The 22285-nt window shown below is 64.0% G+C and carries 22 protein-coding genes and 1 tRNA gene; 7 read left to right on the top strand and 16 right to left on the bottom strand.

The genetic code is table 11. The features are described from left to right. Nucleotides 1–400: LysR family transcriptional regulator (locus I5M_RS16860; RefSeq protein ID WP_022722464.1), on the bottom strand; the 400-nt coding region annotated here is incomplete at its 3' end. A gap of 26 nt (nt 401–426) precedes the next feature. After that, on the bottom strand, nt 427–1392 hold the full coding sequence (gene trxB / locus I5M_RS16855) for a thioredoxin-disulfide reductase (RefSeq protein WP_022722463.1): 966 nt from the start codon (nt 1390–1392) through the stop codon (nt 427–429). 254 nt (nt 1393–1646) lie between these two features. On the opposite strand from trxB, the gene I5M_RS16850 reads away from it, so the two are divergent. Further along, nucleotides 1647–2129 (top strand): Lrp/AsnC family transcriptional regulator, encoded by a 483-nt coding sequence (locus I5M_RS16850; RefSeq protein ID WP_022722462.1) that lies wholly within the window; start codon nt 1647–1649, stop codon nt 2127–2129. A gap of 153 nt (nt 2130–2282) precedes the next feature. Here the strand turns inward: I5M_RS16850 and I5M_RS16845 are convergent, their stop codons facing one another. The 4 genes from I5M_RS16845 to I5M_RS16830 form a co-directional block, all read right to left on the bottom strand. Next, nucleotides 2283–2681 (bottom strand): DoxX family protein, encoded by a 399-nt coding sequence (locus I5M_RS16845; protein ID WP_022722461.1) that lies wholly within the window; start codon nt 2679–2681, stop codon nt 2283–2285. A gap of 225 nt (nt 2682–2906) precedes the next feature. Continuing rightward, entirely contained in the window at nt 2907–3383 is a 477-nt protein-coding gene (greA, locus tag I5M_RS16840; RefSeq protein ID WP_022722460.1) for a transcription elongation factor GreA, read from the bottom strand. A 213-nt stretch (nt 3384–3596) separates the two neighbouring features. Further along, nucleotides 3597–6926 (bottom strand): carbamoyl-phosphate synthase large subunit, encoded by a 3330-nt coding sequence (gene carB, locus I5M_RS16835; protein WP_022722459.1) that lies wholly within the window; start codon nt 6924–6926, stop codon nt 3597–3599. A gap of 170 nt (nt 6927–7096) precedes the next feature. After that, a tRNA-OTHER gene (locus tag I5M_RS16830) sits at nt 7097–7171 on the bottom strand. A gap of 245 nt (nt 7172–7416) precedes the next feature. Between I5M_RS16830 and msrA the strand changes: the two genes are divergently transcribed. The 3 genes from msrA to I5M_RS16815 all read left to right on the top strand — a co-directional run bounded on the left by msrA (nt 7417) and on the right by I5M_RS16815 (nt 9004). Next, on the top strand, nt 7417–8127 hold the full coding sequence (gene msrA / locus I5M_RS16825) for a peptide-methionine (S)-S-oxide reductase MsrA (protein WP_022722458.1): 711 nt from the start codon (nt 7417–7419) through the stop codon (nt 8125–8127). 20 nt (nt 8128–8147) lie between these two features. After that, entirely contained in the window at nt 8148–8561 is a 414-nt protein-coding gene (gene msrB / locus I5M_RS16820) for a peptide-methionine (R)-S-oxide reductase MsrB (protein WP_031336730.1), read from the top strand. 197 nt (nt 8562–8758) lie between these two features. Then, on the top strand, nt 8759–9004 hold the full coding sequence (locus tag I5M_RS16815; RefSeq protein ID WP_022722456.1) for a hypothetical protein: 246 nt from the start codon (nt 8759–8761) through the stop codon (nt 9002–9004). 15 nt (nt 9005–9019) lie between these two features. Here I5M_RS16815 and I5M_RS16810 read toward each other — a convergent pair whose 3' ends face one another. The 10 genes from I5M_RS16810 to I5M_RS30955 form a co-directional block, all read right to left on the bottom strand. Next, entirely contained in the window at nt 9020–9448 is a 429-nt protein-coding gene (locus tag I5M_RS16810) for a hypothetical protein (protein WP_244432027.1), read from the bottom strand. 62 nt (nt 9449–9510) lie between these two features. Continuing rightward, nucleotides 9511–10392 (bottom strand): glucose-1-phosphate thymidylyltransferase RfbA, encoded by an 882-nt coding sequence (gene rfbA, locus I5M_RS16805; RefSeq protein ID WP_022722454.1) that lies wholly within the window; start codon nt 10390–10392, stop codon nt 9511–9513. Next, nucleotides 10389–11297: a dTDP-4-dehydrorhamnose reductase gene (gene rfbD, locus I5M_RS16800; RefSeq protein ID WP_022722453.1), complete on the bottom strand. Its 909-nt coding sequence runs from the start codon at nt 11295–11297 to the stop codon at nt 10389–10391. Before rfbD ends, rfbA begins: the two co-directional genes overlap by 4 nt. A 3-nt stretch (nt 11298–11300) precedes the next feature. Beyond that, nucleotides 11301–11858, bottom strand: a complete 558-nt coding sequence (gene rfbC, locus I5M_RS16795) for a dTDP-4-dehydrorhamnose 3,5-epimerase (RefSeq protein ID WP_022722452.1) — start codon at nt 11856–11858, stop codon at nt 11301–11303. Between the two features lie 19 nt (nt 11859–11877). Further along, nucleotides 11878–12939 (bottom strand): dTDP-glucose 4,6-dehydratase, encoded by a 1062-nt coding sequence (rfbB, locus tag I5M_RS16790; protein WP_022722451.1) that lies wholly within the window; start codon nt 12937–12939, stop codon nt 11878–11880. 96 nt (nt 12940–13035) lie between these two features. After that, nucleotides 13036–14532 carry a phosphomannomutase/phosphoglucomutase gene (locus I5M_RS16785; protein WP_031336728.1) on the bottom strand — a complete coding sequence of 499 codons (1497 nt, stop codon included), beginning with the start codon at nt 14530–14532 and terminating at the stop codon, nt 13036–13038. A gap of 61 nt (nt 14533–14593) precedes the next feature. After that, nucleotides 14594–15997: a mannose-1-phosphate guanylyltransferase/mannose-6-phosphate isomerase gene (locus tag I5M_RS16780; RefSeq protein ID WP_022722449.1), complete on the bottom strand. Its 1404-nt coding sequence runs from the start codon at nt 15995–15997 to the stop codon at nt 14594–14596. A gap of 114 nt (nt 15998–16111) precedes the next feature. Further along, nucleotides 16112–17041, bottom strand: a complete 930-nt coding sequence (locus I5M_RS16775) for a glycosyltransferase family 2 protein (RefSeq protein WP_022722448.1) — start codon at nt 17039–17041, stop codon at nt 16112–16114. A gap of 35 nt (nt 17042–17076) precedes the next feature. Beyond that, the gene (locus I5M_RS29980) at nt 17077–18099 is read right to left on the bottom strand and encodes a hypothetical protein (RefSeq protein ID WP_022722447.1); all 1023 of its coding nucleotides are present in this window, start codon (nt 18097–18099) and stop codon (nt 17077–17079) included. Between the two features lie 88 nt (nt 18100–18187). After that, nucleotides 18188–19231 (bottom strand): class I SAM-dependent methyltransferase, encoded by a 1044-nt coding sequence (locus I5M_RS30955; protein WP_022722446.1) that lies wholly within the window; start codon nt 19229–19231, stop codon nt 18188–18190. Nucleotides 19232–19488: 257 nt separating this feature from the next. On the opposite strand from I5M_RS30955, the gene rfbF reads away from it, so the two are divergent. The 3 genes from rfbF to I5M_RS16750 form a co-directional block, all read left to right on the top strand. Further along, complete coding sequence (gene rfbF, locus I5M_RS16760) at nt 19489–20256, top strand: glucose-1-phosphate cytidylyltransferase (RefSeq protein ID WP_022722445.1); 768 nt, start codon at nt 19489–19491, stop codon at nt 20254–20256. After that, a complete protein-coding gene (gene rfbG, locus I5M_RS16755; protein ID WP_031336725.1) occupies nt 20250–21335 on the top strand; it encodes a CDP-glucose 4,6-dehydratase in 1086 nt (361 codons plus the stop codon). The genes rfbF and rfbG overlap by 7 nt, the downstream gene beginning before the upstream one ends. Further along, on the top strand, nt 21332–22285 hold a 954-nt coding region (locus I5M_RS16750; RefSeq protein WP_031336723.1), incomplete at its 3' end, for a class I SAM-dependent methyltransferase. The genes rfbG and I5M_RS16750, both read left to right, overlap by 4 nt.

Below are 22285 nucleotides of genomic sequence, written 5' to 3'. Positions count from 1 at the left end.
ACAGATCGAGCTCTTTGTCGGTGACGATCAGCGAGATGCGGATTTCCGGATACAGGGCGGTGAACTCGCCGAGCCGCGGCACCAGCCAGTTGATGCCGAGCCCAGGCGTGGTGGTGATCTTCAGATCGCCGCTCGGCCGCTCGCGGCTGTCGGTGAGCTTGGCGCGCGCCGCCTGTAGCTGCATGAACACGTCATGCGCAGTGCGGAATAGCAGGTCGCCCTGTTCGGTCAGGATCAGGCCGCGGGCGTGGCGGTGAAACAGCGAGACCGACAGCTCCTGTTCGAGCGCCGACACCTGCCGCGACACCGCCGATTGCGACAGCCCGAGCTGCTCACCCGCATGGGTGAAGCTGCCGGCTTCGGCGGCGGCGTGGAAGACCTTCAGCTTATCCCAATCCATGTCGGTGAATCCGTCGCGAGCTCTCATTACTCAGCCGCCTCGCGTGCGTGTTCGTGCAGCGCCAGGAAGCGCTCGGCTTCGAGCGCCGCCATGCAGCCCATGCCGGCCGCGGTCACAGCCTGTCGGTAGGTCTCGTCGGCGACGTCGCCGGCGGCGAACACGCCCGGCACCGAGGTCGCGGTCGAGCCCGGCACCACCTCGACGTAGCCGGAGGGCTTCAGCTTGATCTGGTCCTTGAACAGCTCGGTCGCGGGCGCGTGGCCGATGGCGATGAATACGCCGTCTGCCTTGATGTCCGAGGTCGCGCCGGTCTTGACGTTCTTCAGCCGGACGTGGGTGACCTTGGAGGGATTGTCGGCGCCGCAGATCTCGTCGATGGCACTGTCCCAGACGACCTTGATCTTGGGATGCTTGAACAGCCGGTCCTGCAGGATGCGCTCGGCGCGGAAGTGATCGCGGCGATGCACGATGGTGACGCTCGAGGCGAAATTGGTCAGGAACAGCGCTTCCTCGACCGCGGTGTTGCCGCCGCCGACCACGACAACTTCCTTGCCGCGGTAGAAGAAACCGTCACAGGTCGCGCACGCCGAAACGCCGAAGCCCTTGTAGGTCTGCTCCGACGGGATGCCGAGCCAGCGCGCCTGCGCGCCGGTGGCGAGGATCAGCGTGTCGGCCAGATAGACGTCGCCGCTGTCGCAGGTCAGCCGGAACGGCCGCTGGCTGAGGTCGAGATCGACCACCAGATCGGTCTTGATGCGGGTGCCGACGTGCAGCGCCTGCTTCTCCATCTGCTCCATCAGCCAGGGGCCCTGGATGACGTCGGCGAAGCCCGGATAGTTCTCGACGTCGGTGGTGATGGTGAGCTGGCCGCCGGGCTGGATGCCCTGGATCAGGATCGGCTCGAGCATGGCGCGGGCGGCATAGATGGCGGCGGTGTAGCCGGCCGGGCCGGACCCGATGATGACGACTTTGGCGTGGGCAGCGTTCGGCATGATGCAGCTCCCCTCTCCTTCAAGGGAACAAGGGCGGCGCGAAGCAGGAGGGGCCTGGCAGGGGCATCGCCGTGGGGCGGAAAGTCAGACGCAACTTTATTGCATCTGGGAAGCTATGCAAGATTTGCAATACGTCCGTGCAGGATTTCCCCTGCGTGTTGGCAAACAGTCTGTGGCCATCGCGAAATAAAATTACTCAAATGGGCAAGACTGGGCTATGAGAGGGCGATTCAACCGCCCTACGGAAGCCGCCGGTGTCGAAAAGCCTCGATCAGATCGACCTGAAGATCCTCCAGGAAATCCAGGACGACGGCCGAATCACCAACGTCGAATTGGCCAAGCGGGTCGGCATCTCCCCGCCGCCCTGTCTGCGCCGGGTCCGCACGTTGGAGGAGGAGGGCTATATCCAGGGATATCGCGGATTGCTTGATCCGGCTCTGCTCGGCTTCGACGTCACCGTGTTCGCCTCGGTCCATCTGTCGACCCAAGCCGAAGCCGACCTTCGCGCCTTCGAGGCGTTTGTCCGTAACGAGCCGCTGGTCCGTGAATGCTGGATGTTGTCCGGCGAGGTCGATTTCATTCTGAAATGCGTCGCGCCCGATATGGCGACGTTCCAGAATTTCGTCGCGCATCTCACCGCCGCGCCGCATGTGCGCAACGTCCGCACCTCGCTGGTGCTACGGAATTCAAAGTACGCCGCGGCCGTGCCGCTAGAGCTGAAGACGCCGGTGGATTGAGGCTCCGGGCGTTGTGCCCGATGCTCAATCTAAAGCCTCTCCCCGTCATTGCGAGGAGCGAAGCGACGAAGCAATCCAGCTCCGTGCACTGGGCTGGATTGCTTCGCCTTCGGCTCGCAATGACGGCATTGAGGCGTTTAGCGGGCCTGCCTATCAGCCCTTCTTCCGCATCACGGCATCGACGCTGATCGGGCCGGCGCCGGCGGTCGACAGATAGAGGCAGATGAAGCACAGCGCGATCGCCAGCGAGCCGCCGTTGATCAGCGGATAGAAGCTGCGCGGGAAGTGGGCGATGAAGTAGGCGAACGCCATCTCGCCGGCGAGAATGAACGCGACCGGCCGCGTCAGCAGCCCGATCATCAAAAGACCGCCCAGCACGAGCTCGAGCAAGCCCGCGATGCCCGGCAGCGAGGTGATCTGCACGTTGGCGAACATCGGAACGGCGGGAAACTTGAACAGCTTGGCGATGCCGTATTGAAACAGCAGCAAGCCGGCGATGAAGCGAACGAGGCTGAGGGCGAACGGTTGCCAGCGAGCGAATAGTTGATCCATGGAGGTGCCTTGTTATTGCGGAACTTGTTTCATAACCGTCGACAACAACGACGTCGCGGCATGGCTGATATTCCACAGCCAGTCGCAACTTTCCGCGACGAGCGGTCGCGGCCGCCCGCACATATTCTTGATCGAGAGTTGATCGAACAAAAAAGCCGCGCTGTTGGCGCGGCCCGTTTTGAGGTTCGTCGGTCAGCGGAGCCGTCGCGAACTAACGACTTGTCGTTAGCGCCACTCGACCTTGGCGATCTCGTAGGCCTTCGCGCCGCCAGGGGCGACGACCTCGACCGAGGTGCCCTTGGTCTTGCCGATCAATGCCCGAGCCAGCGGCGAGGTGATCGAGATTTTGCCCTTCTTGGCGTCTGCCTCGGCTTCGCCGACGATCTGCCAGACTGCTTTCTTCTCGGTGTCTTCGTCGATCAGCGTGACGGTGGCACCGAACTTGATGGTGTCACCGGACAGCTTGCTGATGTCGATGATGTCGGCGCGCGCCAGCTTGTCCTCAAGTTCGTTGATCCGGCCTTCGTTGTGCGACTGCTCTTCCTTGGCGGCGTGATATTCCGCATTCTCGGACAGGTCGCCGTGCGAGCGCGCCTCGGCGATATGCTCGATGATGCGCGGACGGTCCACCGACTGGCGATGCTTGAGCTCGTCCGAAAGCGCGGCGTACCCGCTCGCAGTCATCGGTATCTTTTCGACCATCGTCTGTTCGTCCTTTAACAATCGCAGGGAAGCGCCTGGGATCGGCGCTTCGCCATTTGTCGTTGCGTGGGGTCCTGCGCTGCCGGAGCCGGCACCCGCCAAACGCGTCCAGCGGTGTCATTGCCACCGGCAAACGCCGGAGAGAACACTTCCAATGCGGGCGGGTTCCGGCCTGACGGCGTCGCGAACCATTGGCGGATCGCGAGCCGGCGGTCAGGTGTCCGAAAAGTAGCTCTGCAGCGTCCGGACCTCAAGGTCGCCGTCAAGATACGCCCGGATCCCCTTGGCGGCCGCCACAGCACCCGAAAGAGTGGTGTAATACGGAACTTTATGCAAGAGGGCAGCCCGCCGGAGCGAGCGGCTGTCCGCCAGCGCCTGTGGGCCTTCGGTCGTATTGAACACCAGCTGCACTTCGCCGTTCATGATGGCGTCGACGATGTGCGGCCGGCCTTCCAGCACCTTGTTGATCTTTTCAGCAGGCACGCCGCTCTCGCTCAGGAAGCGCTGGGTGCCGGAGGTGGCGATCACCTTGAAGCCGATCGAGTGCAGAAGCTTCACGGCATCGACGATGCGCGCCTTGTCGCTCTCCCGCACCGAGACGAAAACAGTGCCCTTGCGCGGCACGCGGGTGCCGCCGCCGAGCTGGCTCTTGGCGAAGGCGATCTCGAACGAGCGGTCGATGCCCATCACTTCGCCGGTCGAGCGCATCTCAGGGCCGAGCACGGTATCGACGCCCGGGAAGCGGGCGAACGGGAACACCGATTCCTTGACGCCGACATGGTCGAGCGCGCGCTTCTTGATGCCGAGATCGGCGATCTTCTCGCCGGCCATGATGCGTGCGGCCAGCTTGGCAACCGGCGTACCGACCACCTTGGCGACGAACGGCACCGTGCGCGAGGCGCGCGGATTGACTTCGAGCACGTAGATCTCGCCGTCCTTGATGGCGTACTGCACATTCATCAGGCCGACGACGTCGAGGCCGAGCGCCAGCTCGCGGGTCTGGCGTTCGAGTTCGGCGATCATCGAAGGATCGAGCGAATGCGGCGGCAGCGAGCAGGCCGAGTCGCCCGAATGGATGCCGGCTTCCTCGATGTGCTCCATGATGCCGACGATGAAGGTGTCCTTGCCGTCCGACAGGCAGTCGACGTCGACCTCGATGGCGTCCGACAGATAGCGGTCGAACAACAGCGGGTTGGTGCCGAGCACCGTGTTGATCTGGCCGGTCTTGTCGTTCGGGTAGCGCGCCTTGACGTCGCCTGGCACCAGCTCGGGCAGGGTGCCGAGCAGATAGTCGCTGAGCTGATTGTCCTCGCGGATGATCTGCATGGCGCGGCCGCCGAGCACGTAGCTCGGGCGCACCACCAGCGGCAGGCCGAGTTCGGCAGCGACCAGGCGTGCCTGCTCGACCGAATAGGCGATGCCGTTCTTCGGCTGTTTGAGGCGCAGCTTGTCGAGGATGCGCTTGAAGCGGTCGCGGTCCTCGGCGAGGTCGATGGCGTCCGGCGAGGTGCCGAGGATCGGCACGTTGGCGGCTTCCAGCGCACGCGCCAGCTTCAGCGGGGTCTGGCCGCCGAACTGCACGATGACGCCCTTCAGGGTGCCGTTGCTGCGCTCGGTATCGATGATCTCGAGCACGTCTTCCGCCGTCAGCGGTTCGAAGTACAGTCGGTCCGCGGTGTCGTAGTCGGTCGACACGGTTTCCGGATTGCAGTTGACCATGATCGATTCATAGCCGGCGTCATGCAGCGCGAAGCAGGCGTGGCAGCAGCAGTAATCGAACTCGATGCCCTGACCGATGCGATTGGGACCGCCGCCGAGGATGATCACCTTTTCCTTCGCCGACGGCTCGCTCTCGTCGACCATCGCGCTCGCGAACGGCGACTCGTAGGTCGAGTACATGTAGGCGGTCGGCGAGGCGAACTCCGCCGCGCAGGTGTCGATGCGCTTGAACACCGGGCGCACGTTCAGCGCGCGGCGCTTGGACTTGACCTGAGCTTCGGTGAGGCCGGCCAGAACGGCGAGGCGGGCGTCGGAGAAACCCATCGCCTTCAGCGTGCGCATGCCGAACGCATGCTCAGGCAGGCCCGCGTCGCGAACCTTGTTCTCCATGTCGACGATGCCGCGCAGCTGCGCCAGGAACCAGCGGTCGATCTTGCAGGAGGCGAAGATCTCTTCGTCGCTCCAGCCGAGCCGCATCGCCTGCGCGACCTGCAGCAGCCGGTTCGGCGTCGGTGTGCCGAGCGCGGCGCGGATGGCGTTCTTGTCGTCGCTGCGGCCGAGCCCTTCGATCTCGATCTCGTCGAGCCCGGTGAGACCGCTTTCGAGACCGCGGAGCGCCTTCTGCAGGCTTTCCTGGAATGTGCGGCCGATCGCCATCACCTCGCCGACCGACTTCATCGCGGTCGTCAGATTGGGCGAGGCGCCGGGGAATTTCTCGAAGGCGAAGCGCGGAATCTTGGTGACGACGTAGTCGATCGTCGGCTCGAACGACGCCGGCGTGGCGCCGCCGGTGATGTCGTTGGCGATCTCGTCCAGCGAGTAGCCGACCGCCAGCTTGGCGGCGACCTTGGCGATCGGGAAGCCGGTGGCCTTCGACGCCAACGCCGAGGAGCGTGACACGCGTGGATTCATCTCGATGACGACCAGGCGGCCGTCTTCGGGGTTGACCGCGAACTGCACGTTGGAGCCGCCGGTCTCGACGCCGATCTCGCGCAGCACCGCCAGCGAGGCATCGCGCATGATCTGGTATTCTTTGTCGGTCAGCGTCAGCGCCGGCGCGACGGTGATCGAGTCGCCGGTGTGGACGCCCATCGGATCGAGGTTTTCGATTGAGCAGACGATGATGCAGTTGTCGTGCTTGTCGCGCACGACCTCCATCTCGTACTCCTTCCAGCCGAGGATCGACTCTTCGATCAGCACCTCGTTGGTCGGGGACGCGTCGATGCCGCGCTCGACGATCTCGATGAATTCGGCCTTGGTGTAGGCGATGCCGCCGCCGGTGCCGCCCATGGTGAAGGACGGGCGGATCAGCGCCGGGAAGCCGATCTCGTCGAGCGCCCGCAGCGCGTCGGGCAGCGTCTTAACCTGGCGCGAGTTCGGCGTTTCGAGGCCGATCTTGGTCATGGCCTCGCGGAAGCGCTCGCGGTCTTCCGCCTTGTCGATGGCGTCGGCGGTGGCGCCGATCATCTCGACGTCGAACTTCTCGAGCGTGCCGAGCTTGCGCAGCGACAGCGCGCAATTCAGCGCGGTCTGGCCGCCCATCGTCGGCAAGAGCGCGAAGCCGCCCGGAATGACGTGGCGCTCTTTCTCGATGATCTTGGCGACGATCTCGGCCGTGATCGGCTCGATATAGGTCGCGTCGGCCAATTCCGGATCGGTCATGATCGTGGCCGGATTGGAATTGACCAGAACGACCCTGTAGCCCTCCTGCTTCAACGCTTTCACGGCCTGGGTGCCGGAATAGTCGAATTCGCAGGCCTGGCCGATCACGATAGGGCCGGCCCCGATGATGAGGATGGTGGAGATGTCGGTTCTTTTGGGCATTCAATCTCGCTGACGAGCGGGAAATCCGGGCACAAAAAAAGGGCGCGCAGCCGCGCGTCCCTCAGGTGTTCGGGCGCCGGTCGTCCCAGGCGCGCGGGCGTGTCTTAGACCAGATTGCCGGGGGGCGAAAGGGGCTAAAGGCCCGCCGTCAACCGGCATTTTCAGGAAACTGGAGGCCCAGCCTGGACTTGAACCAGGAAAAAGAGCGTTGCACCGCTCTTGCGTTAATCTTCCGCCACCGGGCCGAGGCCACTATCGCGCCTCAGCCGCCGGTGATCCAGCCCTGATCCGGCCAGGTTCCGTTTTAGGCTTAACGGGGCTGAAAATCGGTGATGACCTACCGCGGCGGCGCCGCGTGCTGCGACGGCGGCGTTGCGACGCGTCAGGCCGCTCACGCACTCGTGTGCCGTTTGCGGTAACGCAGTGGCTGCGCTGTCGTATCTTGCTCATTGCGGGCTGCCCGGCAGCCGCTCTCACACGAGGATCGCTCATGCGCCGTCTGCTCAGCCGTTTCGTTCCCAGCGTTGCCGTCGCCGGTGCTCTGGCGATGTTTGCCGCCGCGCCGTTGCAGGCCGCCGAAGAGGCCGTAGTGATCCCGCCGCCCAAGGTTGACGCCAAGCCGGCCGACGGGCCGCAGACGGCGGTGTTCGCCGGCGGCTGCTTCTGGGGCGTGCAGGGCGTATTCCAGCACACCACCGGCGTCATCAATGCCGTTTCGGGCTATGCCGGCGGCAGCAAGGCGACGGCGAGCTATCCGATCGTCTCGACCGGCTCGACCGGCCATGCCGAGTCGGTGGAGGTCAAATACGACCCCAAGCAGATCTCCTACGGAAAGCTGCTGCAGATCTTTTTCTCGGTCGCCCATGATCCGACCCAGCTCAACCGCCAGGGGCCGGACAGCGGCACGCAATATCGCTCCGCGATCTTCACCACCTCGCCGGAGCAGAAGCAGGTCGCCGATGCCTATATTGCCCAACTGGATGCGGCCAAAGTGTACGGCCGGCCGATCGTCACCAAGGTCGGGCCGCTGGAGGCGTTCTACGCCGCGGAGGGCTATCACCAGGACTACCTGACGCTGCACCCAAACCAGCCCTATATTGCGTACAACGATCTGCCCAAGATCGAGAACCTGAAGAAGCTGTTTCCGAAGGACTATCTCGACAAGCCGACGCTGGTGAGCAGCGCGCGCGCGAGCAATTGAGGCGGACGTCAGGAGGGATGATGTCGGATACCAAAACGGCGGCCGCCAAGGTCATCAAGAGTGACGCCGAATGGCGCAGGGAATTGACGCCGATGCAGTACGCGGTGCTGCGCGAGAAGGCGACGGAGCGGCCGTTCACTGGCGAATATGAATACGAGACGCGGCCCGGCACCTATGTGTGCGCCGGCTGCGGCCAGACGCTGTTCGAATCCGACGCCAAGTTCGATTCCGGCTGTGGCTGGCCGAGCTTCACGGCGCCGGCGGCCGACGGCCATATCGACGAAGAGCGCGACACCACCCATGGCATGATCCGCACCGAGGTGCTGTGCGCGAGTTGCAATGGCCATTTGGGGCACGTCTTCCCGGACGGGCCGGGGCCGACCGGCCTGCGCTATTGCATCAATTCGGCGGCGTTGAAATTGCAGCCGAAATAGCCGTGACGGCGAGCCGGGCGCGTGAGGCGCTACGCCAACCGGCGGGGAGCGGTCGCCGTGCGGGCTTCGGCGCGGTCTCGTGCGCTGGTTGCAGAGTCGCAATGCGCCGGTTCCGTGCCTATATGTCCTGTCGAAATCTGTACGCGACGCCGGTCCTGGACCGTGCGGCGCCGCCCAATGCAGGAGGCACCTCCCCCATGGCTTTCAACTTCGACACCGCCGCCGAACTCTTCCCCGCTGCAATCCGCAAGAAGAAACGCGCCGGCTTCGCCTATCGTCGCTTCGACACCGCCGCCGACGCGGTGCGTTTTGCGATCGAGGAGCTTCCGGCGGAATCGCTCAACGGCGCCTACCTCCAGGTCGACGAAGAGCGGTTCGACCAAAAAGGCATCCGCACGCTCTATGAGAGCGAGGCGTTCCCGCTGAAGCGCAAGGTCGCCTGATCGGGGCGGCTTGAATCAAAGCGGCTTGAAGGTCTGTTCGTCACAGCGATCGACGATCGCGGCGAAACGGTATGAGATGAGTTTCGGCCCGTTGTAGAACAGCGCGTAGGTCGGACGCGTCGAATCGTCGACAGCCGTCCTGAGGCAGACGATCCAAGGCGCTACTGTCGCCGGCTTCGCGGCGATCGGTCCGGCGACCTCGATCGGGCCGGTGAACTTCACTTCGGTCGCGACCTTCTTCAGGTCAGGGGAAATGACGGATAGCCGAGGCGCATCGCTGGCCGGCTCCGGAATGGATTCGAGAACCGAGCACCCCGGCAGAGCCGAGCACACGAGCAGAGCCAAGACCCACGGGCGGACAGCGCTCTTCGCGCGATGAGGCGATTTCACCCGAATGATCCACCCTCCAGTGCGCACGGCCCGCGGTCGGGGGAGCCCCTGCAACTTGGCTCTTTATCCGGCCGGACTGAGTGCAGCCTGACCGGCCTTCAGCGCCTCAGCTTGCCTCAGGCGCGTCCCACCAGGCGCAGGAGATATTGGCCGTAGCTGCTCTTTGCAATGCTGCGGCCGAGCTTCTCCAATTGATCGTCATCGATCCAGCCGGCGCGGAAAGCGATTTCCTCCGGACAGCAAATCTTGAAATCCTGACGCTTCTCGAGCACCCGTACGAATTCCGCAGCTTCCAGCATGCTATCCGGTGTGCCGGTATCGAGCCAGGCGAAGCCCCGCCCCATCTGCTCGACGTGCAGTTGATTGCGCTCGAGGTACGCGCGATTGACGTCTGTAATTTCCAGTTCGCCCCGCGCCGACGGCTTCAGATTGGCGGCGATATCAACGACGCTCGCGTCGTAGAAGTAAAGCCCGGTGACGGCCCAGTTCGACCGCGGTGACACGGGCTTTTCGGCGATGCTGATCGCGCGCTGCTGCGCGTCGAACTCGACCACGCCGTAGTTCTGGGGATCGCGCACCTGATAGGCGAACACGGTCGCGCCGGATGTCCGCTCGGCCGCGGACTGCAGCAGCGGGATAAGATTGTGTCCGTAGAAAAGATTATCGCCAAGCACCAGCGCCGACGGTCGTCCGGCGACGAAATCGGCGCCGATGATATAAGCCTGCGCCAGCCCATCGGGGGTCGGCTGTTCGGCGTAGGTGAACGACACGCCCCATTGCGAACCGTTTCCCAGCAACTGTTGGAAACGCGGGAGGTCGGTGGGCGTGGAGATGATCAGGATTTCCCGGACACCCGCCATCATCAGGGTGGCCAGCGGGTAGTAGATCAGCGGCTTGTCGTAGATCGGCAGCAACTGTTTGGAAGCCGCGATCGTCATCGGGTGCATGCGGGTCCCGCTGCCGCCGGCCAGTACGATGCCTTTCGTCGTTGCTGTCATGACGGCCGATCTCCCTTGAACTGCTCCGCCACCAGACGCGCCACGCAAGCGGGCAGCGTCGAGCGCCAATCGGGCAGGCTGATAGCATGCAACCGGTGCAGCTTGGTATTATCCAGACGCGAATTCGCCGGCCGCCGGGCCGGGGTGGGATAGTCCGTGCTTGGAATCGCCCGCACCTTTGCGGCCGGCCCCCCGACCGCGGCGGATGCTTCGAAGACATGCTGCGCGAATTCGGCCCAGTTGGTCCCGCCGCCGCCGGTCATGTGGAAGACCCCGCGCAGCTCCGCGGCATCGGGGCGGGCGACCAGCGCCTGCACCATCGAGATGAGCCCGTCGGCGAGATCGAGCGCATTGGTCGGCGCGCCGTGCTGATCACTTACCACGCCGACTTCGTCGCGGCTCTGCGCCAGCGTCAGCATGGTGCGGACGAAGTTCTTGCCGAACGGGCTGTACACCCAAGAGGTGCGCACGATGGCATGGTGGGGATTGGCCGCGGCCACCGCCCGTTCGCCTTCGAGCTTGGTGAGGCCATAGACGCTCACCGGATGCGGCGTGTCGTCCTCGCGATAGGGGCGATCCAGCTCGCCGTCAAACACGTAGTCGGTCGATATCTGGAGAACCGGCAGGCCGCGCTTAGCGGCGCCGCTGGCCACGACGCCCGCCAACTCGGCATTCACTCGATGCGCCAGCTCGCGCTCATCCTCGGCTCGGTCGACCTGCGTGTAGGCGGCCGCGTTGATCACCGCCGACGCATCGATCGCCGTCAGCGCGGCATCGAGTTGAGCCGGGTCAGTTAGTTCGACCTCCGGCCGCCCGAAAAGCACGACCTCGACGCCGTGGGCCGCAGCACGCTCCAGCAGCGAGCGGGCGAGCTGACCGGTGTGGCCGGTGACGGCGATCCGCATGGCTCAGTCGAACACGGGCGGGAGCGACGCGAACGGCGGCAGCCGTGCGTCCTTGTCGGACAGGACCGCTTCACCAGGCGCGACGGGCCAGTCGATCGCAAGATCAGGATCGTTCCAGGCGATCCCCACTTCGTTCTCCGCCGAGTAATAGCTGGTGACCTTGTAGACGACGCGGGTGTCGGGTTCGAGCGTGCAGAACCCGTGGGCGAAACCGACCGGCACCAGCAGTTGCTTGCCGTTGTCGGCCGACAGCACTTCGGCGACCCAGCGGCCATAGGTCGGTGACGAGCGCCGCAGATCGACTGCAACGTCGAAGATACTACCCTTCGTGACGCGTACCAGCTTGTCCTGCGCGGCAGGGTGCTTTTGCAGATGCAGGCCGCGGACGGTGCCGCGCGGGGCCGAGACCGACTCGTTGTCCTGAACGAACTCGAGCGTGATCCCGTGCTTGAAGAAGCGGTCGCGGTTGTAGGTCTCGCAAAACGAGCCGCGGGAGTCGTTGAACACGGCCGGCACGATCACCTTGACACCGTCGAGAGCGGTTGCGGACACCGTCAGCATGATCGTTCCTGAATGAGAGTTAGACCGAAAGCCCAAGCCGCTCGCCGCGATAAACGCCGGAGCGGACTCGCTGCCACCAGGTCTGATTGTCCAGATACCAGCGCACCGTGGCAATCAATCCGCTGTCGAAATCATGGCGCGGCCGCCAGCCGAGCTCGCGCTCGATCTTGCCGCAGTCGATGGCGTAGCGGGCGTCATGACCCGGCCGGTCGGACACGAAGGTGATCAGCTCGCGCCGCGGTCCGGCAGCACTGCCCGACGCAAGCCGATCGACCAGATCGCAGATCGCACCGACCACATCGAGGTTGGTCCGCTCACTGCGCCCGCCGATGTTGTAGCATTCGCCGATCCGCCCGCGTTCGGCGACCAGCAGCAGCGCCTCGGCGTGATCGTCGACATAAAGCCAGTCCCGCACATTGTCGCCGCGGCCGTAAACCGAGATCGGCCGGCCTTCCAGCGCGTTGATGATGGTCAGCGGGATCAGCTTTTCGGGAAAGTGATAAGGGCCGTAATTGTTCGAGCAGTTCGTCAGGCAGACCGGCAGTCCGTAGGTGTGATACCAGGCCCGCACCAGATGATCGGACGATGCCTTCGAGGCCGCGTAGGGCGAGTTCGGCTGGTAGGGCGAGGTTTCTTCGAACAACCCGGTCGGGCCGAGCGAGCCGAATACTTCGTCGGTCGAAACATGATGGAAGCGGAAATCGGCTTTGCGCCCTTCGGGTAGCGAGCGCCAATGCGCCAGCGCGGCCTGCAGCAGCGCGTAGGTGCCGACGATGTTGGTCTGAATGAACTCGCCGGGTCCGTCGATCGAGCGATCGACGTGACTTTCGGCCGCCAGATGCATGACGACGTCAGGGGCGTAGTCGGCCATGATCCTGGCGATCGCCGGCGCATCGGCGATGTCGGCCTGAACGAAATGGTAGCGCGAGTTGTTCGCGACCGGCGCCAGCGAGTCGAGATTGCCCGCATAGGTCAGCTTGTCGACCACCAAGACGTCGTGCTCGGTGTGGTCGATCAGTCTCCGAACCAGCGCCGAGCCGATGAAGCCGGCGCCTCCGGTCACCAGGTATCGTCGGTTCATACGCGACCGTCGCCTTTACGCCCGTATTGGCGCAGGACTTATCGCAACTGCGGGATGACAGCGCAAGGGGCGGCGGGATGCGGGTGTCGTCGCGCTTCAGATGGTCTGATTATAGGCGCCGACTTCGGGATGCTGGCGCAGCACGACGTTCACGGCTTCGAACATGTCGTGCATGCGGGCTTCCGACACCGGGCTCTCGACCACCACGACCAGCTCGGGCTTGTTGGACGAGGCTCGGACCAGGCCCCAGCTGCCGTCCTCGCAGGTGACGCGTACGCCATTGACGGTGACCAGATCGCGGATCGGCTGGCCGGCGACCTTGTCGCCGTTCTTCTGCGCGGTTTCGAAGTGCTTCACCACCTCGTCGATGACGCGGTACTTCACCTCGTCGGCGCAATGCGGTGACATGGTCGGGGACGACCAGGTCTTGGGCAGCGCGTTCTTGAGGTCCGACATCGATTTTCCGGGTGCGCGGTCGAGCATCTCGCAGATCGCGATCGCCGAGACGAGGCCGTCGTCATAGCCGCGGCCGGGCGGGACGTTGAAGAAGAAATGGCCGGACTTCTCGAAGCCGGCGAGCGCCTTCAACTCGTTGGTGCGGCGCTTCATGTAGGAATGGCCGGTCTTCCAATATTCGGTCTTGGCGCCCTGCTGTTGCAGCACCGGATCCGTGGCGAACAGGCCGGTGGATTTGACGTCGACGACGAACAGCGCATCGGGCGTGATCGCCGACATGTCACGCGCCAGCATGACGCCGACCTTGTCGGCGAAGATTTCCTCGCCGGTGTTGTCGACCACGCCGCAGCGGTCGCCGTCGCCATCGAAGCCGAGGCCGAGATCGGCCTTGTGCTGCAGCACCGCGTCGCGGATGGCGTGCAGCATCTCCATGTCTTCGGGATTGGGATTGTATTTGGGGAAAGTGTAATCGAGCTCGGTGTCGAGCGGGATCACTTCGCAGCCGATCGCTTCCATCACCTGCGGGGCGAACGCGCCGGCGGTACCGTTTCCGCAGGCGACCACGACCTTGAGTTTGCGCTTGATCTTGGCGTGCTTGGTCAGATCGGCGATGTAGCGTGCCGGATAGTTCTGGTGGAACACGTAGCTGCCGGCGCCATTCACGAACTGCGCGCCGAGCACGATCTCCTTCAGCCGCGTCATCTCGTCCGGGCCGAAGGTGAGCGGCCGGTTGGCGCCCATCTTGACGCCGGTCCAGCCGTTGTCGTTATGCGAGGCGGTGACCATCGCGACGCACGGCACGTCGAGGTCGAATTGCGCGAAATACGCCATCGGCGTCACCGCGAGACCAATGTCGTGGACCTTGCAGCCCGACGCCATCAGGCCGGCGATCAGTGCGTATTTGATCGACGCCGAGTAACCGCGAAAATCATGCCCGGTGACGATCTCCTGGCTCTGGCCGAGCTCCTTGATCAGCGTGCCGAGCCCCATGCCCAGCGCCTGCACGCCCATCAGGTTGATCTCCTGGCCGAACAGCCAGCGCGCGTCGTATTCGCGGAAGCCGGTGGGCTTCACCATCGGTTCGGATTCGTAGGCGTAGGTGTTGGGCGCGAGAGAGGGCTTGGGGGTCGGGAACATCGGGATCAGACCTCTGGGCGACTGCGCGCCCAAGGCGACGCATTAGGGGCGGGCACTCAAATCAGGTGCGGCGATAGTCGTCGTCGAACCGGATGATGTCGTCTTCGCCGAGATAGCTGCCGGTCTGTACCTCGATCAGCTCGAGCATGATCTTGCCGGGGTTCTCGAGCCGGTGCGTCGCGCCGATCGGGATGTAGATCGACTCGTTCTCGTGGATCGTCTTCACCAGCTCGTTGACGGTGACCTGAGCGGTGCCGCGCACCACGATCCAGTGTTCCGAGCGATGATGATGCTTCTGCAACGACAGTCGCTCGCCGGGCTTGACGATGATGCGCTTGACCTGGTGGCGGTCGCCATTGTCGAGCGACTGATAGGAGCCCCAAGGGCGGTGAACGCTGATATGCTCCTCGGTGACCCCGGGAGCCACCGATTTCAATTTGGCGACGAGATTCTTCATGCCCCCGCCGGCGTCCTGGCGCGACACCAGGATGGCGTCCTGAGTGGCGACCACTACCAGATCGTCGACGCCCTGCAGCGCGACCAGTGCCCTGTCGGTGCTGACGCTGCAGTTGCGCGCCTGCTCGAACACCGCCTGGCCATGCGAGGCGTTACCGTTGGCATCCTTGTCGGACAACTCCCACACGGCGCGCCACGAACCGACGTCGGACCAGCCAATGGACACCGCTACCACCGACGCCCTCTTGGTCTTCTCCATCACCGCGTAGTCGATCGAGATCGGCTTTGCCTCGCGGAAGGATGCGAGATCCAAGACGTTGAAGTCGAGATCGCGGGTGGCGTTGCTGATCGCGGCCTCGATCATCGCCAGACTGTCCGGGTCGACCGCTCGGTACTCTTCGAGCAGCGTCGAGGCGCTGAACATGAAGTTTCCGCTGTTCCAGAGATAGCCCTCTGCAACGTAGCGTTGGGCTGTCTCGGCGTCGGGCTTCTCGACGAAGCGCTCGACCGCGCGTACCTCACCGCCGTCGGCGGGCATGATGTAGCCGTATTCGACCGAGGGGCTTTCCGGCGTCACGCCGAAGGTGACGATGCGGCCTGCTTGGGCGGCCTCGAGAGCCTGGCGGCAGGCGGCGAGGAACGCGGCGTCGTCGGTGATCACGTGGTCCGCGGCAAGCGCGAGCAAAATGGCATCGGAATTGCGACGGGCCGCGAAACTAGCCCCTGCGGCGATGGCTGGACCGGAGTCGCGCTTGACCGGTTCGAGCAGGACGTCGGCGTCGATGCCGACCTCCGCGAGTTGCTCGCGGACCATAAAGCGGTACGCAATGTTGGTGATCACGATCGGGCGGTCGAACAGCTCTGGATCGGAAACCCGCCGCAACGTGTCCTGGAACGTGGAGCGATCACCGAACAGCGGCAAAAACTGCTTAGGACGTCCCTCGCGCGAAGCCGGCCAAAGCCGCGTACCCGCACCGCCGCACATGATCAGCGGAATAATTCGCACCATCGCCCCCTGTTTTTGTCGCGCTTCCGTAGCATGGCCGGGTCCGGCGGGCAATTTGCCGCTTCAGGACGATGGAGGCGGGGGGCCCCTCCGGGGCAGTCGTAGCCGAGCGGCGTCTCAGATGCGCCCGAACAGGCACCCGACGAAAAGCCCGATGTTCTCGACGGCTGTCTGCCGGTGAACGCCGGACTTCCACAGATAGTACAGCCGCTGCGGCAGCTTCGCGTGCCGGGCCGCCATGAAGTAGTTCAGGCACTCGGCGTTCTCGGGTCGCAGTTGCGGCCGCAGGCTCGCCAGCATGCGGGTGTTGATCTCGTTCCAGCCCTTGAGCCGGCCGCCGGCGAATTGCGATAACCGCGCCAACCGGGATCGAAAGCCGACATTGGCGCCGACCACGTTTTGGCCGTGCTGGCGATATTTGAGGCTCGGATGCGGATCGTACGTGACCGTCCCGCCGACGCCGGTCACCACCTGATAGGCCCACCAATCGTGCGACACGATCGCGACGTCGTCCGGGGTCGCCCGCATTGTCGCCAGCGCCGCGCGATTGAACACCATGGTATTGCCGCCGCCGATGTTCTGGATCATCGCATTGCGGAAGTCTGGTTGCCGCACGAACAGCGGCGACAGCCCGGTGCTGCGGCCGGAGCGGTCGGTCAGTTCGGTGCGGGTGAAGTACAAGGCCGGGGTGGCGGCATCGCAGCTCTGCAGCCAGGCGACGGCGCGCGCGAGCTTGTCGGCATACCAGACGTCGTCCTGGTCGCTGAACGCGAAGTAATCGGCGGTGTCGTCGGCGGCGCGCACCAGCGCGGCGAAATTCTGCCAGAAGCCGAGCTTCGGACCTTGGCGCACCTTGACGGGCTGCGGCACGCGCTTTGCAAATTCATCGATGATCTGCAGGGTCCGGTCGCTCGAGCCGTCGTCGGAGACCAAGAGGCTCCATGTTGAATAAGTCTGGTCGGCGTAGGACTGCAGCTGCTCGGCGATGAACTCGGCGCCGTTGCGCGTCGCAAGCAGGATCTCGACCCGGGGGCTGCTCGATGGCAATTCGCGTTCCTATTCCGCTGCGGCGATCTTGGCGTTCAGACCGGGCGTGCCTCGTGTTCGCCGCCCCATGTGAGGTCCGCATAGACCGTCTTGGCGACACCGTCCATTGAGCCGAAGGCGCGGGTCTGGTTGTCCGACACCAGCAGATTACGCTGGTCGCCTTGCCGGAACGTGCCGCTGCGCGGCCATTGATCGACGCCGTAGACATTGCCGTCGGCGCCCACCACCACGACCTCGAGGCCGCGCCGCATCACCTGCCGGGTGAGACTGTCGGGGCCGCTTTCGAACAGGTAGGAGTCGATCTTGGTGACGATGGCGCCGGGGTTGGCGTCGAGAAACATGCGCCGGTCGATGACGAAGCCGTTGGTCCGGATGTGGACGTTGGGAAAATCCTGAATGTGATTGAGGAATTCGTGGCCGCCACCGGGCTGCAGTTCCTTGGCCCAGTAGGCTTCGAATTCGGGATCGACGACGCGGTCGGGGTCTCTGCTCTGAATGCCGGCGGCGAAATAGGTGACAATTCGCGTCAACAGCTTCTGCACCAGCGCCTTCGGCAGCAGCTTGCGCAGCGTCCTGAACACCCGCCTTGCCGCGGCCGGCAGCGGCAGGATGTGATTGCGGAAGCGCCACCAGCCTTCGTTGACCCGGCGCATGCTGCTGTGAAGGCTCTCGTAGGAGCCGGTGGCGCCGGCGATCCCGACGCCGGGGCGGGACATCGCGGCGTCGAGCTTGCGTAGCCAGTCGTCGGCGAGGATTTCCGAGAACGTGTTGAAGAACGCCACGCGCTGATGCGGCAGCTTCTGCGCCGCCGCCGCATAGGCGTTGATATCGAAGCCGTCGTCGGAGACGGAGATGATGTGGGCGTTCAGTGCGGCGAGCTGCTTGTCCTGCGGGGTCGGCGCGTCGGGAAAGCCCTTTCTGACGACCACCAGATCGTGCGCGCAGCCAGCCGGATGCTTGCGGTAGGAGGCGATGAAAGCCGCAAGCGGTTTGGGGCCTTCGGCGAACCGCGCGAGATATACCACCGCGAGCTGGTTGTTGAACTGCGCCTCGTGCATGGGATGTTCCGGTCGGCCTTCGAGGTCGTTCCGGTCTGCCGCACCGGAGGTCCTCTGCAACAGCCTCTGTCTAATCCTGCGCCAGCGCCTACTTCCGCACCAGCCTGGCGATCCGGCGTAGCCAGCCGACGACGACCGCCGTGGGCTTGGCCATCGCCGCGTCGCGCTGGCTGAGAGCCTGGTGCAAATCCTGGGTCAGCTCCGATGACCGGCGCTCGAGTTCGACGAGCATCTTCTGGCAGCGGTTGTACTCGTCCTCGCTTCGCTGGCGGGCTCGCTGGGCCTCGGCCGCCTCCTGGCGGGCACGCTGCGCGGCTTCCTTCAGTTTGAGGTCGATCGAGCGCGCCGCAACCTCGCTGAGGATCCAGGAGCTGACCAGACTGGACGGCGCGTTGATGATGAATTCGGTGGGATCGTTCACTGCAGCGAGCTGCCCGCTGAGCACGTGACGATAAGGACCCTTCTTGTCCTGTGCGAGCTTCTCCACCACGGCGACGGAATCGTAGAACGAGATCCGCGCAATCTGCCGGCCGAACTCTTGAAGCTCGCTCTTCTCGTCCGCGCTCAAATTCTCGCTTTTGTCGATGTAGTCGGCGTTGACCGCGTCGACCAGACCCTTGAAGTACTCGATCGACGAGGTCTTCAGGCGTAGTCCGCCCTCGTGCGATTTCCAGTAGCTGGCATGGAGGTCTTCGATGATGAACTTGCCGCCCGGTGCCAATCTTGGAAACAGCCGGCGGAACGTCGCGATGATGTCGCTCGAAGTGTGAGAGCCGTCGTCTACAATGACGTCGAACGGCTCGCCGCCGATCAGACTGTCGACCCGATCGGTATCGTTAATGTCGGCGACATGGGCCCGGACATTGCCTTCGAACGTCAGATTGCCCACCAAGGGGTCGATATCGACGCCCACGATATGCGATCCGGCCGGCAGGTATTTCGACCAGACTTCGAGCGAGCCACCGTTCTGGACGCCGACCTCGAGCAACCGCACGGGTGTGCCGGAATCGACGTAGCGCGCCAGTTCACCGGCATAGATGGGAAAATACTGCTCCCACTTGTCGGTCAGCTTGCCATCGTGGGCGAGAAATATCTCCGCCAAGCGATTTTTGGTGGTCGGCGGAGTGTTCATCGGACGGTCACGGATACCTGCCAGGGGGGTGGCGAAGCGTATGCCACCAAACCCGGTGATGAGACAACTGGTAAATCTTTTGCTGCGATTCCGTGATTTTAGGAATTGATGTGTGGTCTTCGATGAGGCATGACGGCTCGGGGTTCGGTGCGGCGCTGCCTCGGCGCCGGGCTGTTTGAATGCCCGACCACCGGACGGCGGCGTTTGTTGTTCGATCCGACGATTGTTGCCTTCGAATGGAAACCGGAAGAAAATCCATGAAAGCTGTCATTTTGGCTGGTGGTCTCGGGACTCGCTTGTCCGAAGAAACCTCCGCCCGGCCGAAGCCGCTGGTCGAGATCGGTGGTCGGCCGATCATCTGGCACATCATGAAGATTTTCTCGTCCTATGGGGTGAACGAGTTCGTCATCTGCCTCGGCTACAAGGGCTATCTGCTGAAGGAATTCTTCGTCAACTACAGCCTGCATCTGAGCGACGTCACCGTCGATGTCGGTCGCGGCGTGGTCGACGTACATCGCCGGCGCGCCGAGGATTGGAAGGTGCTGCTGATCGAAACCGGCCTCAACACCATGACCGGCGGCCGCCTCAAGCGCGTTCAGGAATATCTCGGCGATGATGACTTCTTCCTCACTTACGGCGACGGTGTCGCCGACATCGACATCGGCAAATTGCTGAGCTTCCACAAGTCCGAAGGCCGTCTCGCGACCGTGACGGCGGTCACACCTCCGGGCCGCTTCGGTGCCTTGGAACTCGACGGCAACGCGGTGTCGCATTTCATCGAGAAGCCGGCCGGCGATGGCGCCAGCATCAATGGCGGGTTCTTCGTGCTGTCGCCCAAGGTCATCGATTACATCGACGGCGATGAGACGATCTGGGAACGCGAGCCGATGGAACGTCTCGCGCGCGACGGCCAATTGTCCGCCTATCATCATCGCGGCTTCTGGCAGGCGATGGATACGCTCCGCGACAAGAACCAGCTCGAGGCGATGTGGGCGGGCGGCAATCCTCCGTGGAGGATGTGGTGACTGCCGATGCCGCTTGCTGGAACGGCCGCTCTGTCCTGATCACGGGGAACACCGGTTTCAAGGGTGGATGGTTGGCGCTTTGGCTGTCCTCTCTGGGCGCCAAGGTCACCGGATTGTCGCTACCGCCGGATCAGGATCCGAGCGGCAACACCGCGGCCGGCCTTCAGGACGAATCCAACACGCGATATCTCGACATTCGCGACGCGGCCGCGGTCGATGCCTGTATTGCGGCGGTCAAGCCGAGCGTCGTGTTCCACATGGCGGCGCAGTCGCTGGTCCGCCCGTCCTATGAGGATCCGATCGGGACCTACGCGACCAACGTGATGGGCACCGTGCACGTCCTCGACGCCGTCCGGCGCCACGGTAACACCGATGCGGTCGTGGTGGTAACGAGCGACAAATGCTACGAAAATCGCGAATGGTACTGGGCCTATCGCGAGGACGAAGCGATGGGCGGTTACGACCCGTACAGCAGTTCCAAGGGCTGTGCTGAACTGGTCACCAGTGCATATCGCCGGTCTTTCTTCACCGGCAAGCCTGGCAAGGTCTGCCGTGTCGCCAGCGCGCGCGCCGGCAACGTGATCGGCGGCGGCGATTGGTCGGTGGATCGGCTGGTTCCGGACATGATCCGATCGCTATCGCGCGGTGCGTCGGTGGAGATCAGGAGTCCGCACGCGATCCGGCCGTGGCAGCATGTGCTGGAACCGCTGAGTGGCTACGTCCGCCTCGCCGAGCAGCTTGTCTCGGACGGCGGCGATCTCTATGCAGAGGGCTGGAATTTTGGGCCGGCGGACGAAGACTGTCGGCCGGTGTCTTACTTGGTGAAGTATTTGACCGAGGCCTGGGGAGAGGGCGCCCAGTGGCATTTGGCCGACAAGCCGCAGCCGCACGAAGCCAGCTTCCTGAAGGTGGATTCTTCGAAGGCGCGCTTCCGCCTGAAATGGGATCGCCGGCTCGGACTGGATGCGGGGCTCGACTGGACGGTCGAGTGGTATCGCCGCCAGCTCGCCGGCGAGAGTGCAAAACAGCTCACCCTTGAGCAGATCAAACGTTACGAGCAGCAAGGAATGCAAGCGTGAAGACCGGAACTTGTCGCTCGTGCGGCACCCCGTTGGAACATAGCTTCGTCGATCTCGGGCTCAGCCCGCTGGCGAATTCCTACGTGCCGGCCGAGCGCGCGCACAGCGGCGAGATGATGTTTCCGCTGCACGCCTTCGTGTGCGAGAAGTGCTTCCTGGTGCAGCTCGAAGAGTTCGAGTCGCCCGAGCACATCTTTTCCGACTACGCTTACTTCTCGTCCTATTCGACCAGCTGGCTGCGTCACGCCGAGGCCTATGCGGCGGCGATGACCGCGCGCTTCGGCCTCGACGGTTCCAGCAAGGTCGTCGAGATCGCCAGCAACGACGGCTATCTGCTGCAGTACTTCGTCGGCCGCGGCGTGCCGGTCCTCGGCATCGAGCCGGCGGCGAACGTCGCCAAGGTCGCGGTCGAGCGCGGCGTGGCGACCGAGGTGGCGTTCTTCGGAGAGAAGACGGCGCAGCGGATGCGCGAGGCGGGGCACGCCGCCGACCTGATGGCCGCCAACAACGTGCTGGCGCACGTGCCGGACATTCTCGACTTCGTCGCCGGCTTCCGTGTTCTGCTCAAGCCCGAGGGTGCCGCGACCTTCGAGTTCCCGCACCTGCTGCAGATGATGCAGCATTCGCAGTTCGACACGATCTATCACGAACACTTCTCGTATCTGTCGCTCGGTGCGGTGGACTACGTGCTGCGCAAGAACCAATTGCGGGTGTTCGACGTCGAGCAGCTTCCGACCCACGGCGGCTCGCTGCGGGTGTTCGTCTGCCACGACGGCGCCAAGCATCAGGCGAGTCCTGCGGTCAAGAGCGTGCTCGATGCCGAGCGCGCCGCGGGTCTCACCAGCCTCGATGGCTACAAGAACTTCGCCAAGACCGCGATCGACATCAAATGCGGCGCGCTGGAGTTTCTGATCGACGCCTACCGCCGCGGCAAGAAGTCGCCGGTACGC

Source organism: Rhodopseudomonas sp. B29 (assembly GCF_000333455.1).
Classification (GTDB): domain Bacteria; phylum Pseudomonadota; class Alphaproteobacteria; order Rhizobiales; family Xanthobacteraceae; genus Rhodopseudomonas.
The sequence above is the reverse complement of the archived record's forward strand: the minus strand, read 5'-3'. Positions and strand labels throughout refer to the sequence as shown.

Bases quoted from the DNA above. Each gene is read 5' to 3' on its own strand.
- trxB (WP_022722463.1), bottom strand. From the start codon at position 1,392: ATGCCGAACGCTGCCCACGCCAAAGTCGTCATCATCGGGTCCGGCCCG.
- I5M_RS16845 (WP_022722461.1), bottom strand. From the start codon at position 2,681: ATGGATCAACTATTCGCTCGCTGGCAACCGTTCGCCCTCAGCCTCGTT.
- greA (WP_022722460.1), bottom strand. From the start codon at position 3,383: ATGGTCGAAAAGATACCGATGACTGCGAGCGGGTACGCCGCGCTTTCG.
- carB (WP_022722459.1), bottom strand. From the start codon at position 6,926: ATGCCCAAAAGAACCGACATCTCCACCATCCTCATCATCGGGGCCGGC.
- msrA (WP_022722458.1), top strand. From the start codon at position 7,417: ATGCGCCGTCTGCTCAGCCGTTTCGTTCCCAGCGTTGCCGTCGCCGGT.
- msrB (WP_031336730.1), top strand. From the start codon at position 8,148: ATGTCGGATACCAAAACGGCGGCCGCCAAGGTCATCAAGAGTGACGCC.
- I5M_RS16815 (WP_022722456.1), top strand. From the start codon at position 8,759: ATGGCTTTCAACTTCGACACCGCCGCCGAACTCTTCCCCGCTGCAATC.
- rfbA (WP_022722454.1), bottom strand. From the start codon at position 10,392: ATGACAGCAACGACGAAAGGCATCGTACTGGCCGGCGGCAGCGGGACC.
- rfbD (WP_022722453.1), bottom strand. From the start codon at position 11,297: ATGCGGATCGCCGTCACCGGCCACACCGGTCAGCTCGCCCGCTCGCTG.
- rfbC (WP_022722452.1), bottom strand. From the start codon at position 11,858: ATGCTGACGGTGTCCGCAACCGCTCTCGACGGTGTCAAGGTGATCGTG.
- rfbB (WP_022722451.1), bottom strand. From the start codon at position 12,939: ATGAACCGACGATACCTGGTGACCGGAGGCGCCGGCTTCATCGGCTCG.
- I5M_RS16785 (WP_031336728.1), bottom strand. From the start codon at position 14,532: ATGTTCCCGACCCCCAAGCCCTCTCTCGCGCCCAACACCTACGCCTAC.
- I5M_RS16780 (WP_022722449.1), bottom strand. From the start codon at position 15,997: ATGGTGCGAATTATTCCGCTGATCATGTGCGGCGGTGCGGGTACGCGG.
- I5M_RS29980 (WP_022722447.1), bottom strand. From the start codon at position 18,099: ATGCACGAGGCGCAGTTCAACAACCAGCTCGCGGTGGTATATCTCGCG.
- I5M_RS30955 (WP_022722446.1), bottom strand. From the start codon at position 19,231: ATGAACACTCCGCCGACCACCAAAAATCGCTTGGCGGAGATATTTCTC.
- rfbF (WP_022722445.1), top strand. From the start codon at position 19,489: ATGAAAGCTGTCATTTTGGCTGGTGGTCTCGGGACTCGCTTGTCCGAA.